The sequence below is a fragment of the Mesonia algae genome (genome assembly GCF_003253545.1).
Taxonomy (GTDB): domain Bacteria; phylum Bacteroidota; class Bacteroidia; order Flavobacteriales; family Flavobacteriaceae; genus Mesonia; species Mesonia algae.
Genome location: NZ_QKYV01000003.1, coordinates 217568 through 232057, shown reverse-complemented (window position 1 = coordinate 232057; position 14490 = coordinate 217568). Strand labels below are relative to the sequence as shown.

The following is a 14490-nucleotide window of genomic DNA, read 5'->3' as shown; positions in this document are numbered from 1 at the left end:
TGTAAATTTTGAGAGTGTGAGTGATGTTTAGCAGTTTTTTTGTTCTCTATAAGTACCGTACACGCAAATAATTTTTTTAATATTATTTGGTTCTTCGGCTGCTAGAAAAGAAATATCTACCGTTCCAAAGGTTTTAGAGTTTACAAACCCTGCGTTAAATTGGCCGCCAGGCTTTACGGTAAAACCAAAAATCTTTACAGGAAAATTTCCCTCATTGTAAAACATTGGTTCTATTTTTCCGTCAAGGCTATACTGCGGATTATCGTTGTCGATTATATCTTTTGCAAGGTTGGTATCTCTTAACATGTTTGTCCTTCTTTAGAAATTTCAAAAACTACTTCAATAGTTGCTTTTGCTGTTAAACTTGCTGTAGTAATAGCTCTTAAAGTAAGCTCTGAACCTCCTTTATAACTACCTAGATCTATGGCTCTTTGTCTAAATGAACCATTATTGCCATTGTACCATGCAACATTCATTGCATCGTGAATGGTTGTGCCGTTTTCTTCTAATTGAAGCCTAACGAGTTTATCTGTATCGCCACCTGCTTTTGTAGCACCAACGTAAACATTTTGCCCGGCAGGAATAGTAATTTTAGATTGCCCTTCGTTAGAACCTGCATTAACTACTACCAACTGCGTTTTATATTCTGGTTTTTGCATCTTGAAAAGATTAATGAGTTAAAAAAGCCTTGCCAAGTGTTTGACAAGGCTTTTTAATAAATTGATTGGTAAGTGGTATGGTTTAGTTGCTCGATCTACGAGTTACGTAACCGATTAGCTTAAATTCCGCTAAAAGCTCATTTCCTGCACTAGCTGCATCTGCCATAGATGTTCCAGAAGGAAAAGTGATTTCAAAATCAATAGCTTCATCATCACGTAATACGTGTGGAGATCCTAAGTTTAACACTTTTTCTCCTGGAGATTGTGGATCTGCTTTTGCGTAAAAGTCAGAAACTGGTCTTTCCATTATAACATTACCTAACTGCTTTATAGAAAGTACTGCATTTTGTAAGGCAGCAGGAAAAGCTGTTTCAAACTTTACATCACCCATTTTTGAAGCTGATCCAACACCGTGAGCAATAGCTACAGTATCAAAAATAAAAGCTTCGTTTTTAGGTAATTTGTTGTCACTAATTGTCGAAACTCCATCAACTTTCTTAGTGTTTTCGTCTAAGATTTTGTTTCTTCCTCCTAAAGAAGAAATATCTTTTTTCACAAAGTGAGTGTGTCCTACAACTCTAATTGCTCCATTTGAAGCTAAAGAGTTTAAATCTCCGCTAAATCTTCTTTCACCTGCTAAGCTTTTAGCTAAATTAGTGGCTGCATTGTGGTTTCTAATAGATTGTTCCATTTTTTGATTGATGATTTTTAATGAATATTTTTTTTATGATGATAGGTTGATGAAACCTAGATTTTTTAAAGAGGTGTTCTCCCCATATTTTTAAAGTGCGTTTGTAGAAATAACTACCGCATCTGTATCTACCGTTTCATTAGCTACAGGAAAATTGAACGTTGGTACTGCGTTAAAAGTTTCTCCTAATAATGCCATGTTGTTGTCGCTAGGACAAGCTAAACCCATTGCCCCCTCGAATGCACGATCTGCAATACCTGGGTTTTCTTTTGGTGTGTAATCTTTAGCGAAAACTTCTCGCATAAGATTAACTCCTTGTTTTACAGAAGCACCTAAAGCCATAGACTTTAAAGCCGTTCCTGTTGTGCTTTTGTCTTTTTGCAACCCGGCTGCACCCATAAGGCCACCTCCTGCAATACCTACTTTAGCGATTTGTTTTTGATCTGAAGGAACGACATTTACAATCGCATCACTTGCTACAACTCCAACTGCTAAAGAGCCTAAGACTACTACGCTAGTCAATAGCGCATCTTGTGTTAAACTGAACTTCATACTTAAATTGATTTAAAAATTAATTGATTACTTTTTCTTTTTGTTTCCGAAAGCTAAAAGAGCTATGATAGTACCTAAGCCAAGCGTAGGTATTAAGTAGTTATTCTTTTTACTTTCTGTATTAGAGGTTGTAGTAGTAGGGGTGTTATTTATGGTTTGATTTACCGGTACTTCTTCATCACTATTTTGATTTTGGTTAGTTTCCGTTGTCATTGTTGTTGGTGTACTAGGATTAATTGGAGGTGTGGTAAAATCTTGTTTTGTATTACCAACCGTTTTAACCGTTCCATTGATTTTTGTAGGATTGGAAGTTGTAAAACTGTTACCGCTATTGTTTTGCGTACCTTTTTTAACCACTTCTTTAAAAATTTCTAGTTGAGACTTAAAATCTTTAGTAGGATCGAAATTAAAATTGGTAGGGTAAGTAGTTTCGTGATTTTTAGCATTAAAATCTAAAACTTGAACTTTAACTATGTAGCCTAAATCATCTAAAGCTTTTTTGTAAGAAGTTTTTAGACCTTCTAAAAATAAAGCTACAACAGCTTCTTTTGTTTTAGCTTCATCTGTATTTACGTTAGTATCTACTGTAAATCTACCTGCCACTCCTCCGCCTAAAAAACCTTCTTGTATTTGGTAATAAACCCTTACCGCTTCAAGATCTTTAATTACAGCGTTTAGTTTCTCTCTATATGCAGAAGAAACAAAATAAGTGCTATCTTCTGAACCTTTTAAGCTTTTAGTTTTATTAACAAACCAAGGCTTAAAGCTCCTATCAATCCAATTTTCTAAAGCTTTTTGTTTTTGTTCATCAGTAACAGGCCTTCCTAATCCGCCTGGTGCAGGTGGCCAAATTTGATCTATACCTTTCCATAATACAGGAGATAAGACCGCACCGAAAGGACCGCCTAAACCACCTGCTATAGTAGTAGCTAAGCCTTTTAATAAACTTCTACCTAAGTCTCTCAAAGAGAAATCTCCAAAAATACCCCCTAAAAACTTACCTAAACCTTGTGTATATTCTGCACTCATATTATTTTGTTTTAGGAGTTGATTTTTTATTTTTTGCTAATTGTTTTTTTAGGGTAGGCCATAATAGAATTAAAGCTCCTGCTGCAATACCTACACTAGCTGTAGATAAATTGGTGGACGTAGAAGATGTTTTTTTATCTGTTACTTTCTTTACCTGTCCTGGTTCGTAAGTAGTAGATCCATAACCCGGAGAACCTTCTGAAAAAGAATTACCTCCTGTAACTACGTCCTTAATAGTATCGAAAATACTTCCGGCGTTATTATTAGAGCTTCCTGTATCGTTAGAAGGAGGATCTACAGGAGGTAAGACATTTGAACCTCCTACAATTTTCTTTATAGGAATTGGACGTTTTACCCAATAATTTGTGTTTCCACGATTAAAACCATAATAACCCCCAGAAGTAAAGGGTAATTTCACACCCCCCGTAGTTACTTTATAAGCGTTGTTAGATTGTAATTGAGGTAAGTTATTAGCAGGTAAAAGTTGACCGCCTAAAGCTGAAATTTTTTGAGATAATTGTTGAATTACCTTGTCTCTAAATTCCGTCATTTTTTCATCCAACAACTTAAAACCTTCTTTAGAACAGCTAGAACTCATACTTTGTCGCTTATCATCGGCAATATGAGCGTACATGGTAGCCATTTCAATAAAACGGTTGAGATCGTTAATTGTAGGATTAGATTTTGTTAAACCAGAAGCTTTTAAAATTCCGTTAGATCCTAAATCTTTTTGTAAAAACTCTTTTGCTTTCTTTGGGCTATTGCTTGAACCCCAACAGGATAAGTTAAAACCATTTGAAAGAATAGCTCCAAATGTAGAATTAAACCAACCACTATCTGAAACAGAACTATAAACGTCTCCAAAATCTATATTGGTTTCATCCCCTCTTAAACCTGTTACAGGTAAAAGAAAAAGCTTACCAGGCTCGTTTTTTGAAGGCTGAATATTTGTGCCTTTTTCACTTGGGTAAATTAATATTTGATCCTTAGAATAGCCTTGAAGCATTAATTCTTCTAAGTAAGAGTACATCTTATTAATCGTTGAACTTGAATAACCTACAGCCTTAAAGAAACTCGTAAGCTTCTCTAAACTTTGTTTTTCTGCTTCCGTTAGCAATTGTTTTCCGCTTGAAGGTGCATTTAACCCAACGTATTGATGTTTTTGTATCATTTTATCTTTTTTATCTATAAATCCTACTTCAATGTTAGAGTGTCTTGTAGCATCAATTACTAGATAATCATTTTCATTTTCTAAGTCTTTAAGAGTTGGTTTGTCTTGATTTTTAGGAACTACCACGTAAACGTGTGTCCATAAATCGCTATTTGCTCCGGGCTGCTTAACTTGTCTTATCGCTGCCGATACTCCTAATTGTTGAAGCATTGCCATTGCAAAAATGGTATAGCTTTTACAGTCTAAACCTTGCTTTCTTTGTTGCCAAGCACAAGCAGGAGATCTTAATTGTTGTAAAGCTGCATCTGCGGTGTATTGCAAATGGTTATACTCGAATTTGTAAATATCTTGTGCAAGGTTAAATAGCGTGTTAGAGCGTAACGCTCCTTCTCTTTTTAATACATCTACTAATTTTTTAACCTGCCACGAGTATTTTTCTACCCATTGCGCCATAAAATCTACTCCCTCTATAGTGTCATTGCTTCCATTACCTAAATTGGTAGTTTGGCAAGAAACTTTAGGAAAAAGCTTATTGTATTTAGATCCTGGCTTTAAATTTCTTTTGAGAGGTGCTGAAATTAGATCTGTATTCATTGTAACCTAGTTTTGTAAATGAACTTAGGTACAAAGTTAGAGTTAAAGCATTTTGCATCAGACTTTTAGCGTCTTAACTACACGCATTACGCTTTATTACGTCTTTAAGCATAACGTGTATGTATATAAAAAAAGCGTTACGCTATGAGCGTAACGCTTTTTAGAAGTGTTTTTAAATATTTACAAATGGTAATTGTTGCCTTATTCGTAGTTCTAACAAATATTTTTTGCCTTTGCGCTCGAATTTAATTCTTACTCAGACGTTAGCAAGTTTACGGTTAATGGCTTTTGCAAAGCCAGTTTGCCAACGCTATCAAAAATACTTGCAAGAACACCGTATATAAGTAATAAAAAAGGGGCGCTTACTCAGACGCTTTCAATGCTCTCTGTAAATATTTATGAAAACCTACAAGCCAATTATATTCATTAGATTGTTTTTCGGCTATAAAATGCCAAGGTTCGCTTTTAAAAACACCTTCAATAATATCTTTAAATTCCCTTTCTTCTTTATAATCTAAATCATAACACATTAAATTATCTGGTAAATCAATCATTCTCGCTACAAACTCGTTATTAGAAGAAACATATTCAAGTTTTTTTATAGCTTCTCTCATTTCTTTTTGAGCAGACATAAATTTATAACGAGGCAATTCATAAGACAATTCTTCTCTTATATGTTTACGTACATTTTTAGTACTGCCTTTTGCATCAAAAACATAACTGTTACTAGACAATTTACCTGCAAAATAATCTCCATTTATTCTCAAAAGAAAGTCCTTTAAATCGCTCCCCATTGATCCCCAGTAAAAAGTAAAAGCACCGTAATTAAAACTTGATATAGTTACCTTTCCTTTTCCTGTTTCGTAATCTTCTAAGAAAACATCTGCATCTTTTATTTTTAGCTTTCTTAATTTTGGTTCAATCTCTACTGTATTCATAATTAAATTTTTATTTGGTTAATGGTTTATTTGCCGTTTGCAACGGCAGCCCCTTTTTTACTACTCATATACTTATTCGTTATCGCACAATTATAAAAAATGTCCTCGCTAATTAAGATTTAATTTCTTTTACATTTGCAACTGGTAATTGTTACGCTCCAAGTTCCTGAGAATCTTGGTTCAATTTTACATCCTCTAGATAGCCAATTTCCAAGTAAACTACCTGTATCTTTTGGTGTTGTTCTATCAACATCAATAACTCCTATTATTTCATCACACTGGCAAGTAGCCACAAATCCTGTTGGTTTTTTCATATCTAGTTTATTAATTTATTAATCAAATTTTCCATACTTTCTGGCTATGCTTCGCATTATGCCTTCGCTTATTTTTTTATAACAGCTCAAAAACTAAATTTCACAGCATCTAACTACTCTTAAAAGGCTTGGGCTGTAATAATGACCTTTACCCTCACATAAAAGACAGTGCTTCATTTTAGTTTTTTCGGGCTTCGCCTGCATAACATTGTTTATAGATAATGCTTCCTCCGTTGCTTCTATTGTAGCCTGTATTAGTTCGGCATTTTCTTGTAAATATTTAGACGTAAATTCATTCAGTAATTTTACTGTAATTTCTGTGTGATCTATTTTCATTTTATCAAATTTTAGTTATTAATTCCGCACTATCCATAAACTTATTCGTTATCGCACAATTGCCAAAAAGCCACCGACTTAAAAATAAAGAAGTAGACCACGCAAGCAGGGCGTAATCCAGCCGCTATTTTTTTGGCAACAGTAAAAAATATGGCAGCGTTTCAAATTCATAATTTTGTTTTGTCTGCTTTATTCCTTTCATAACCGAATAACGGTTTTATTTTTGTTCAATATTTTTTCCCCTTCGGGTACATAACAACGTTTATAACAAATTGCGAGTATTTTCTTAATCGATGTTTAGGCGTATTTGCAATAATTAAATATTTTTTTGCCTACGCTTTTTTAATCAACTGGGATGTAACCGTATTCAGGAGAAAAGATTTCTAAATCACAAACCTCCCTTTTTTCTTTATCTATAAATCCGTATAAATTATCCATATCCCAATCAACTATATGATATACTTCCTCTTTTTCTAAATCAAAATCAGGATCATCTTTTGATACTAAAGATTTTAGCTTTTTAGGCATTTCATCCTTTGTTCTTTTTTCCCACCAGTTTAATTTTCTAAATAAGTGAGGAAAGTCAGAAATACTCCATATAGGCTTTTCTGTTTCATCATCATTGGGATATTTAGACCAATTTCTATCTAAAATAGTTCCTATTTGTCCGTAATGGTTTCCAGGGAAGTCTGCAATCAATTCAAATCTAGGTCTTAATAATTCTTTTGCGTTCATAATCTGTTAGTTTTGCTGCGCAATTTGCCTGCGCTATTAAAAAAATATTTAATTATTTAAGATTCCGTGTTAATCGGAAAATTTAAGTTCTCTTGGCGCAACTTGCCATAAACAAATCCGTTACCTCACAATTTTAAAATGCCCAAGCTCGAAAGATAAACAAAAGCAGCACGTATATCAGCACGCATTGCCTTTGCGCTATTATTTTAAACCAGTGGGTAACAACGTATAAATTAAATTATAGCTACTTGCATTAAATAGTCAGTAGGCTATAAAATTAAAATTAATTAATTCTTATCTCATATTTTTCCCAGCTATCATCTTCACTTAACATTCCATTAGTATGGTGTAGTTTAAGTCCTTTTTCTATGGCAGCTTCTAAAAAAATACCTAATAACTTTTCTTGCAACTCCTTAGATTTGTCATAGTGTTTTATTGATATACAAGGTTTTCCGTTAGTGTCTAAATCTAAGTCAATTATTACTTTCATAATTTTTAATTTTTAAAATGTTAATTTACTTTTATTATCTTTTTTACTTAATTCCTATAACTTACTTTATACGCAATCCGTTACCAAAAATAAAACCTGCCTTTGCGCTCGACTTAAAATTTAATAGCAGAGCGCAATAAGACTGGTTAAGATTGCTTACGCTAATTTTACTCTACTAAATCGTAAGTATTGTCAAATATCTCCTTTCTAACAGGCCAACTATCTTTCGTTTCTGGATCAGTTAATATCCAATCTCCGGGATTTATATTTACTTTTCCGTTTGCAGTTTCAAACATAAATTTATCATCCCCATAACCTGGTATTTTAGAAAATTGGTACAAATCTCCTATTTGCCTATAATCAGGAGGATTTACATTATTTCCTTTTCTATCAACTAACATAGAAGAATCGTGCCTTTCATCTGTTGGTGGCCACCATTGTTTTGCTTCTACTTCTCTTGGTTTTTTGATTGCTTTAATCATCTTTATAAAATTTAAAATTAATACTCAATATTTTGCCCTTCGGGACTTTGCCTACGCTATCGGTTTTACTTTAGGTAACAACGTATAACAAACATAGGCTGCTTGCTGGCTCGATAATTCAATTTACTTTCTTCCTAATTTTCCTGCGGAAAATAACGCTTGTGCTTTCCCTTACGTTGGTTATACAAATCCGTTAGCAAAGCATCAAAACGCTTTCTAACATTTTATTTTAAACCATTGCGTTACGCTATTTGCGTGTTAATTAATCTTTCTCCTATAGCTTTAACCACTACGGTACTAACGGCATTACCACACATTTTATAGCGTTGGGTTTTGCTTATTTCTTTTATTGTGCCGTCATAGTTGCCGTACTTGGTCCAATTGTCATAAAAACCTTGTAAGCGTTCACACTCAATTTCGGTTAACCGTCTTATTTGATTTTTTGATGAAATTACAGGCTGTCCGCTTCCGTCTTGTCTAGCTCTTGCAGGTATTGTAGGGCATAAATTATCTTTCATTTTGCGAAAACCTTTACCGTCTTTATGAGTTCTATTTGTACCGATCATAACGCCATGTTGATCTTGGCAGCTTAGCGTAAAACTTGGATCTCCGTTTTCTTTAAACCTTCTACCGTTTTGTCTTTTCTCTTTACGGTTGGGGGTAAGTACAGGTATAACGGTCATATCGCTATGTAAACCGCCACTATTACCACCTGCGGTTAATGTTCCTGCTTTTTTAGGTATTATAAAAGTATCATCTGCTTTTAATGTTCCCGAAGATTTTAAGCACGTACTAATCTCGGTTTGTGTCCGTCCTTTTTTTGATTGGTTCGTTTGGTTAAATAATCTGTCATTTTCTGTGATAGGAAATACTCCGGGGGTACTTCTTCCTGCAAGATGTCCGATAAGGTAAATGCGCTCTCTATTTTGGGGTAAAAACCAACTTGTATTAAGCAATTGCCATTCAAGTCTATAGTTCCCAATGTTGGTAAAGGCGTTGAGAATTGCCCAAAAGTCTGCGCCATGGTTACTGCTGAATGTTCCTTTAACATTTTCCCAGATATAAAAATTTGGTTTAATTTCAAGAATAAGCCGCATTGCTTCCATGATAAGGCTACTTCTTTGCCCTTGCATCCCTTGTCGTTTTCCAGCCAAACTAAAATCTTGGCAAGGACTACCAAAAGTGATAACGATTTTTTCGTTTGGGTGTTTTCTGCGGATTTCGTTTCCGCAAACAGTTGTAATTGATCCAATGTATTCTGCATCTTTAAAATTGTTTTTGTAATTAGCGATTGCGTGTTTATCTATTTCAGAAAAATAATGCTTGGTTATGGTAAACCCTGCTTCTTCTAAACCAAAAGGAAAACCGCCAATACCGCTAAAAAGATCTATTAATATTATTTTCATTTTCTAATTTATTAAAGTCCATACGTAAGCTTCGTTTTGCGTTACGCAAAAAGCGTTGTGATGCTTCCATACGTTTTTTGATTTTCGGTTATATAGCTCGTTGTATTTAGCTTCTAGCAGCTTTTTTTCTTTAGGTATTACTTTTTCAAAAACCACTTTATTGTTTTTGAAGATTAAAACCCTTTGCGCTTCTGGTTCTTGCCAAACGATAAGATTTTCTTTTTCTAAAATTATAGGGAGCGTTACGCTCTCTTTAATTTCGGTAATAGATTTTGATAGGTAATTTTGCGCCATTAAAGAAGGAGCAAATAATAATAGAGCAATTTGTAGTATTGTTTTCATTTTAAAAGTATTTATACGCTATGAGCGTTGTTTTTCTAATCTGCTAGTCATATCTAAGCGATCTACCCACGTATCGCCTTCTTTAAAAAAATTACAGTACCCAGGTGGCACGCCTACAATCGAAATAAATTCGCACCATTCATTATTGCTAAGTGCTTTATCTCTATGATTTTGCATTACAAATTTGTAAACACGCCTACGTTTTTCTAAAGAAACGTGGCCTTGGTACATTTCTGAAATTTGAAATTTTGAAACTGAATAAGGTAATATCTTAAGGTCTGGTTTTTGCATCACTACATTTTATTAAGTTAGATTGAGCGTATTGTAGTAGTGGAGCTTTAAGTTTATCTTAGGTTAAATCTTAATTTTTTGCGTAACGCTTGGGTAAAATGGTTGCGTTTTCTTTTTAGCTTAAAATAATTAAGTTCTATTTTATCGAGCTTACATCTAAGTTTGTATTTATTTTTAGAGCCTATCTTAAAAACGTGATTATCTAATTTTAAGGTAGTTAAGTAATACCCTTGTTTGTTATTCTCGTACTTTTCTACGTGATACTTTGAGTCTTGTTTTAAATGTTCTAAAAATTCTGAAACTTTAACTTGGGTATAAAACCACTCGATAATGTAATACGCTATAGCCAATAGCGTAATACAAATAACAAAGCCAGGTAATAAATTGTAATTGGTTTCCATTGGTTTAAATTTTAACTGATTAATCCTTTATTTTTATAGTAGTTATAGAGTTTTAATGCACTCTCATATTCTGCTTTTTCTTCTTCTCCTTGACGGATTTTTTTATCTGAAATTTTTAAAATTTTATCTTCATCACAAAAGAGAAGTTTACCCGATAAAACCAACACTTCAAACCCTAGTTTTTCTAAAGATTCTCTTGCTTGTTTTTGATCTTCTGGAGGTCTGAAAATGTGGTTATACATGGCGTTACAGTATTAGCGTTATAGCTATAGCTCAATTTCTAGGTTAACCTCTTTTTCTGGAGTTAAATTAAATTTGTCTAACTTGTATTTAAGCTCTAAAAACAGAGATTCTAAACTAACATCTACACGGCTTCTAAAAGGATCACTAGCGTAAATTGTAAAATTGCTTTCTTCATTATTTTTCAAGCGGTAGAAAACGGTTAATTCTAATTCGTTTTTTTCTTCTTTTACAAAACCTATTGATTGATGTAATTTTATTTGCCTAACTTTTAAACCTTTTACGGTACTTTCAGCTAGTTCTTTAGCTGCGGTAATCACTTCTTTTGTGGTCTTGATTTCTTTAATGTTTAAACTTTTCATTGCGTTACGGTATTTGTGTTAATTATTAAAGTTCTATAGCGTTAAATCTTCTTTTTATACTTTCTCCCAAATCATTAAATTGCTCCAAGCTTAGTATATTTGTATTGATGATAATTGCAGGTTTAATGTAAAAAGGACTTTCTCCTCTTTTATTTACTAAAAGGCCTTTACCGTCATAGTAGTAATCACTTAAAAAATTAAATAGTTGATCTAAGCTTAAAATAAAATCATCTATAACTATTATTTTTGTGTCTTTAGTAGCTGCCTGTAAAGCACAAGGGATATTAAAGTTGTGAGGTACAAAACCGTTTATATACATTATTTCCTCGTTGGTAAAAGTTCTTGCTATTATATCGCATAAAAGACTTTTACCGGTATAAGGTTTACCTAATATTAAAAGGGGTTTTCGGTTGATTAAATTTTGTTCTATGCTAAATTTGAATGCTAAATTTTCTTTTAAATCGTTCATGGTGTTACGGTATTTGTGTTAATTATTATTATTTAAAATGGCATATCATCATCATCTTGGGCGGCATCTGCAATTTTTTGAATATTATCTTTTATGATGCGTGCCTGTGCTGGGGATTTTAGAAATAAAATTTCTTGGGTTGTTCCTTCTATGCTTTTTCTTATAGAAACGGCTCCGGTCTTACTTACTGTAGTAGTGTAATCTTTACTTGGAGGGCAATAAATAAAGCCGTGGTATTTGCACCACTCTTGCAGCTTCTTCTTAAAAAAGTGAGAGGATAAAGTTTTCTTTAGCTTAGAATTACAATCTTCGTTAGCGGTTGTTTTTATAATAAAGTCGTTAATGCGTTCTTCGTGAATAAAATAACCGTCTGCCCACTCTTTAAAATCTGTACCTATGGTTTGTAGAGCGTTACGCTTTTCTACGTTATCATTAGGAGCTTCAATTTTAGTAGTGGTATTTAAAAAGAATTGTATAGCTTCAAAAGCAAGGTTGAAATAGTCGTTATCTTCTTCTTTAGTAAATTCCGTAAAGAGGTTTTTTTCAAAATCATCATTAGGGCTATAATCTTCATAGTTATTATCACTTTTTTTATGGTAATAATCTGAAAATGGTACAATTAAAAGCCTTCTTAGTGTGCTATCATCTGGAGAGTATAAACCAAAATTAGAAGTAAAGGCTATTTTTGGGCTTTCGTGAAAAAGCAGGTTAAAAGCTTTAGTTCCTTTAGGGTTTACAACAAACTCCCCTGTAATATTTGCGTAAACAGAGCGAAACGGAAAACGGCTGTCTAAATCATCAAAAACAACATAGTTGGTAGTAGCATCTACACCGTCAAAAAGAAAGTCACTTTCTATTAACTTTTTGTTACCACCGTTAATATACTTGTAGTTTCTAACGATGTATTTAACGGCCTTATCAAACATAATAGATTTACCGCTACCTCCGTTACTTTCGCCAATTTCACTAACTCGGTTATCCATAGCGAAAACCGCCCAAGCTTTATCATCTAATTTCTTTTCGTGAAGCAAATAACCCCAAGCGAAAATTTTATTAATTAAGCTTAATTTTTGTTCGGCTATTTGTGCCGGAGTAAGTCCTTTTTCAGTTAAATTAAACTTGTTTTCTTTACGGTATGCGTTACGCTTTTTTAGAACTTCTTTAATTTGTTTACTTTCTTCTTCTGGCTCTAAATCGTTTTCTTTAATTGCGTTAATTTGCGTATCGTAAGGATCATTACCACAAACTCGCCAATGTATGCGGCTAGTATTGATTAGGTAATTAAGAAAATGATTGTCTTTTGCATAAATATCTATATCCCATGCGCCTTGTTGATTTTTAAAAATTTTAAAGCTTTTATTCTTATCAAGCGTTATATGGTGGGGAATTATGGCATCTTTCCAAACATTGTTAGTGTTATATTTATAGCTATGTTTAGTAATTGCATCTTTACCTACCGTAATTACTTCATTTTCAAAAAATAAACGTTGAAAATTTCTCTCACTATTAATGAAAGTAGGTTTAATCTTACCTAATTTACTTAGTCGCTTATCGCTAATTTGAGGGCTTCTATGTATAGCGTTGCGTAACGCAATAGGTAAAAGTTTCTTTTGTGCAAACTGTAAAGGAAAATTAACTATTTGGTGCGGTTTTATACGCTCAAAAACGCCATTTTCTACGCGGATAAACTCGTAATCATCTTTAGCGTTTTCATCTTCGTAAAGGTAAAAGCCATTGTAATTTAAAAATTTAACCAAGGCTTCGTTATTAATATCATAGCCCTTTACTTTGCCGTCTTTTGTCTTTTTTTCTTCCCAAAAACGAGCAGGTAAAGCGGTATAAACTAAGCTTGTAAATTGTTTTTTTACAAAGTCTGGATCTTCTTCTTTATAGCTAAATTTTGTAAAATCGGTTACATCTTTACCCTTTTTGGCTTTTATCCAATTAGGCAACCATATAATTTTTATATGAATAAATGATAATGCTAGTTTTATGGTTTCTTTTACGCCTGTAAGGTCTAAATCTCCGCAGTAACAAACATTTTCGGCTATTGCTAATAGTCGCTTAAAAGTTTTATCGTCTAGTTTTGCCGTTTCGCTATTTAGCCAAATAACAGGGTAGCCCAAAGAAGAAATATTTAAACCGTCACGATCTCCACCTGCTATAATTACATTTTTAAACTTTTCGTAAGTTTCCTTTTCATCGTCATAGTGATTAAACTTCCATTCATCATGGTAATAATCTATTAAGCTATCTAAACCAAAAACATAATTATCTGGCTTTTTACCTGCGTAAGAAAAGCGTACATCTACCTTAGTGGTTTTTCCGTTTTTATCGGTTTTAGTGTATTTTCCAAAAGGTTGATAAATCTTTTGCCAAGTACCATAATCATAGATAAGTATAGGGTAATCTTCCGTGGCAACGGTAACAAGTTGTTTTTTGCAAGTACCGTGTTTTGCGTGGTTGGTGTATTGTTTAATTTTCGTAACGCTCTTTGCGCTACGGATCTTAAATATTTCAATTTCATTTTCTCCAACTAAAGGACCTAATACAGCTAATTCTTTAGCAGAAACTTCTTTATTATACTCTATATAAGTTTCTCCTACTTTTTGATCTGGAGTAGCATCTTTAAACTCAAAATCTCCCTTTTTAACAGTATAACCTTTTAATGTAAGGCCTAAGCTTTCAGCAATCCATTTACAGGCTTCGCCAAAGTTCTTACCGTGTTCCTCCATTACAAGTGAAAAGCAAGTATAGGTATCGCCTGTTTTAAAAGACTTAACCACTACGCAATCGCTACCCAACGTATTAGGCACAATTATAAAACTAGGCGTTTCTTCTACACAAAAACCAACGTTAAAGTGTGTAGGCTTTTTCTCACTACCGCCACTAAATAACTTTTCATTAGGGTAAAGGTGTTTAATAACCTCTAGGCCGCCATTGGTTTGTTTTAGGATCTCGTTTTTATCGTAAATAAATTCGCTCATT

20 protein-coding genes are annotated in these 14490 nt (G+C 33.4%); all 20 read right to left on the bottom strand.

What is annotated here, in order from left to right; genetic code table 11:
• Nucleotides 1-27 precede the first annotated feature (27 nt).
• The 20 genes from LX95_RS06435 to LX95_RS06340 all read right to left on the bottom strand — a co-directional run bounded on the left by LX95_RS06435 (nt 28) and on the right by LX95_RS06340 (nt 14489).
• Complete coding sequence (locus LX95_RS06435; RefSeq protein WP_111540621.1) at nt 28-306, bottom strand: hypothetical protein; 279 nt, start codon at nt 304-306, stop codon at nt 28-30.
• Nucleotides 300-659 (bottom strand): hypothetical protein, encoded by a 360-nt coding sequence (locus LX95_RS06430; protein ID WP_111540620.1) that lies wholly within the window; start codon nt 657-659, stop codon nt 300-302. Before LX95_RS06430 ends, LX95_RS06435 begins: the two co-directional genes overlap by 7 nt.
• Nucleotides 660-741: 82 nt before the next feature.
• Nucleotides 742-1350, bottom strand: coding sequence for a hypothetical protein (locus tag LX95_RS06425; RefSeq protein WP_111540619.1), 609 nt, complete (start codon nt 1348-1350; stop codon nt 742-744).
• A gap of 90 nt (nt 1351-1440) precedes the next feature.
• Nucleotides 1441-1902: a hypothetical protein gene (locus LX95_RS06420; RefSeq protein ID WP_111540618.1), complete on the bottom strand. Its 462-nt coding sequence runs from the start codon at nt 1900-1902 to the stop codon at nt 1441-1443.
• Between the two features lie 27 nt (nt 1903-1929).
• Nucleotides 1930-2931 carry a hypothetical protein gene (locus LX95_RS06415; protein ID WP_111540617.1) on the bottom strand — a complete coding sequence of 334 codons (1002 nt, stop codon included), beginning with the start codon at nt 2929-2931 and terminating at the stop codon, nt 1930-1932.
• Nucleotide 2932: 1 nt separating this feature from the next.
• Nucleotides 2933-4696 (bottom strand): hypothetical protein, encoded by a 1764-nt coding sequence (locus LX95_RS06410; protein WP_111540616.1) that lies wholly within the window; start codon nt 4694-4696, stop codon nt 2933-2935.
• A 362-nt stretch (nt 4697-5058) separates the two neighbouring features.
• A complete protein-coding gene (locus LX95_RS06405; protein WP_111540615.1) occupies nt 5059-5634 on the bottom strand; it encodes a hypothetical protein in 576 nt (191 codons plus the stop codon).
• A 119-nt stretch (nt 5635-5753) separates the two neighbouring features.
• Entirely contained in the window at nt 5754-5948 is a 195-nt protein-coding gene (locus tag LX95_RS06400; RefSeq protein ID WP_111540614.1) for a hypothetical protein, read from the bottom strand.
• A gap of 93 nt (nt 5949-6041) precedes the next feature.
• Nucleotides 6042-6284: a hypothetical protein gene (locus LX95_RS06395; RefSeq protein ID WP_111540613.1), complete on the bottom strand. Its 243-nt coding sequence runs from the start codon at nt 6282-6284 to the stop codon at nt 6042-6044.
• A gap of 342 nt (nt 6285-6626) precedes the next feature.
• On the bottom strand, nt 6627-7019 hold the full coding sequence (locus LX95_RS06390; RefSeq protein WP_111540612.1) for a hypothetical protein: 393 nt from the start codon (nt 7017-7019) through the stop codon (nt 6627-6629).
• Nucleotides 7020-7302: 283 nt separating this feature from the next.
• Entirely contained in the window at nt 7303-7509 is a 207-nt protein-coding gene (locus LX95_RS06385) for a hypothetical protein (protein WP_111540611.1), read from the bottom strand.
• A gap of 167 nt (nt 7510-7676) precedes the next feature.
• Nucleotides 7677-7991 carry a hypothetical protein gene (locus tag LX95_RS06380; protein WP_111540610.1) on the bottom strand — a complete coding sequence of 105 codons (315 nt, stop codon included), beginning with the start codon at nt 7989-7991 and terminating at the stop codon, nt 7677-7679.
• Nucleotides 7992-8233: 242 nt separating this feature from the next.
• A complete protein-coding gene (locus LX95_RS06375; RefSeq protein ID WP_111540609.1) occupies nt 8234-9397 on the bottom strand; it encodes a DNA cytosine methyltransferase in 1164 nt (387 codons plus the stop codon).
• A gap of 3 nt (nt 9398-9400) precedes the next feature.
• Nucleotides 9401-9739 carry a hypothetical protein gene (locus LX95_RS06370; RefSeq protein ID WP_111540608.1) on the bottom strand — a complete coding sequence of 113 codons (339 nt, stop codon included), beginning with the start codon at nt 9737-9739 and terminating at the stop codon, nt 9401-9403.
• Nucleotides 9740-9757: 18 nt separating this feature from the next.
• Nucleotides 9758-10030, bottom strand: a complete 273-nt coding sequence (locus LX95_RS06365; RefSeq protein WP_111540607.1) for a hypothetical protein — start codon at nt 10028-10030, stop codon at nt 9758-9760.
• A gap of 53 nt (nt 10031-10083) precedes the next feature.
• Nucleotides 10084-10431 (bottom strand): hypothetical protein, encoded by a 348-nt coding sequence (locus LX95_RS06360; protein WP_111540606.1) that lies wholly within the window; start codon nt 10429-10431, stop codon nt 10084-10086.
• A gap of 11 nt (nt 10432-10442) precedes the next feature.
• Complete coding sequence (locus LX95_RS06355; protein WP_111540605.1) at nt 10443-10673, bottom strand: hypothetical protein; 231 nt, start codon at nt 10671-10673, stop codon at nt 10443-10445.
• Between the two features lie 24 nt (nt 10674-10697).
• Nucleotides 10698-11033, bottom strand: a complete 336-nt coding sequence (locus tag LX95_RS06350; protein ID WP_111540604.1) for a hypothetical protein — start codon at nt 11031-11033, stop codon at nt 10698-10700.
• A gap of 25 nt (nt 11034-11058) precedes the next feature.
• Nucleotides 11059-11502: a P-loop NTPase family protein gene (locus LX95_RS06345; protein WP_111540603.1), complete on the bottom strand. Its 444-nt coding sequence runs from the start codon at nt 11500-11502 to the stop codon at nt 11059-11061.
• A 32-nt stretch (nt 11503-11534) separates the two neighbouring features.
• Nucleotides 11535-14489 carry a primase-helicase family protein gene (locus LX95_RS06340; protein WP_111540602.1) on the bottom strand — a complete coding sequence of 985 codons (2955 nt, stop codon included), beginning with the start codon at nt 14487-14489 and terminating at the stop codon, nt 11535-11537.
• Between the last annotated feature and the right edge of the window lies 1 nt (nt 14490).

Bases quoted from the DNA above. Each gene is read 5' to 3' on its own strand.
- LX95_RS06435 (WP_111540621.1), bottom strand. From the start codon at position 306: ATGTTAAGAGATACCAACCTTGCAAAAGATATAATCGACAACGATAAT.
- LX95_RS06430 (WP_111540620.1), bottom strand. From the start codon at position 659: ATGCAAAAACCAGAATATAAAACGCAGTTGGTAGTAGTTAATGCAGGT.
- LX95_RS06425 (WP_111540619.1), bottom strand. From the start codon at position 1,350: ATGGAACAATCTATTAGAAACCACAATGCAGCCACTAATTTAGCTAAA.
- LX95_RS06420 (WP_111540618.1), bottom strand. From the start codon at position 1,902: ATGAAGTTCAGTTTAACACAAGATGCGCTATTGACTAGCGTAGTAGTC.
- LX95_RS06415 (WP_111540617.1), bottom strand. From the start codon at position 2,931: ATGAGTGCAGAATATACACAAGGTTTAGGTAAGTTTTTAGGGGGTATT.
- LX95_RS06410 (WP_111540616.1), bottom strand. From the start codon at position 4,696: ATGAATACAGATCTAATTTCAGCACCTCTCAAAAGAAATTTAAAGCCA.
- LX95_RS06405 (WP_111540615.1), bottom strand. From the start codon at position 5,634: ATGAATACAGTAGAGATTGAACCAAAATTAAGAAAGCTAAAAATAAAA.
- LX95_RS06400 (WP_111540614.1), bottom strand. From the start codon at position 5,948: ATGAAAAAACCAACAGGATTTGTGGCTACTTGCCAGTGTGATGAAATA.
- LX95_RS06395 (WP_111540613.1), bottom strand. From the start codon at position 6,284: ATGAAAATAGATCACACAGAAATTACAGTAAAATTACTGAATGAATTT.
- LX95_RS06390 (WP_111540612.1), bottom strand. From the start codon at position 7,019: ATGAACGCAAAAGAATTATTAAGACCTAGATTTGAATTGATTGCAGAC.
- LX95_RS06385 (WP_111540611.1), bottom strand. From the start codon at position 7,509: ATGAAAGTAATAATTGACTTAGATTTAGACACTAACGGAAAACCTTGT.
- LX95_RS06380 (WP_111540610.1), bottom strand. From the start codon at position 7,991: ATGATTAAAGCAATCAAAAAACCAAGAGAAGTAGAAGCAAAACAATGG.
- LX95_RS06375 (WP_111540609.1), bottom strand. From the start codon at position 9,397: ATGAAAATAATATTAATAGATCTTTTTAGCGGTATTGGCGGTTTTCCT.
- LX95_RS06370 (WP_111540608.1), bottom strand. From the start codon at position 9,739: ATGAAAACAATACTACAAATTGCTCTATTATTATTTGCTCCTTCTTTA.
- LX95_RS06365 (WP_111540607.1), bottom strand. From the start codon at position 10,030: ATGCAAAAACCAGACCTTAAGATATTACCTTATTCAGTTTCAAAATTT.
- LX95_RS06360 (WP_111540606.1), bottom strand. From the start codon at position 10,431: ATGGAAACCAATTACAATTTATTACCTGGCTTTGTTATTTGTATTACG.
- LX95_RS06355 (WP_111540605.1), bottom strand. From the start codon at position 10,673: ATGTATAACCACATTTTCAGACCTCCAGAAGATCAAAAACAAGCAAGA.
- LX95_RS06350 (WP_111540604.1), bottom strand. From the start codon at position 11,033: ATGAAAAGTTTAAACATTAAAGAAATCAAGACCACAAAAGAAGTGATT.
- LX95_RS06345 (WP_111540603.1), bottom strand. From the start codon at position 11,502: ATGAACGATTTAAAAGAAAATTTAGCATTCAAATTTAGCATAGAACAA.
- LX95_RS06340 (WP_111540602.1), bottom strand. From the start codon at position 14,489: ATGAGCGAATTTATTTACGATAAAAACGAGATCCTAAAACAAACCAAT.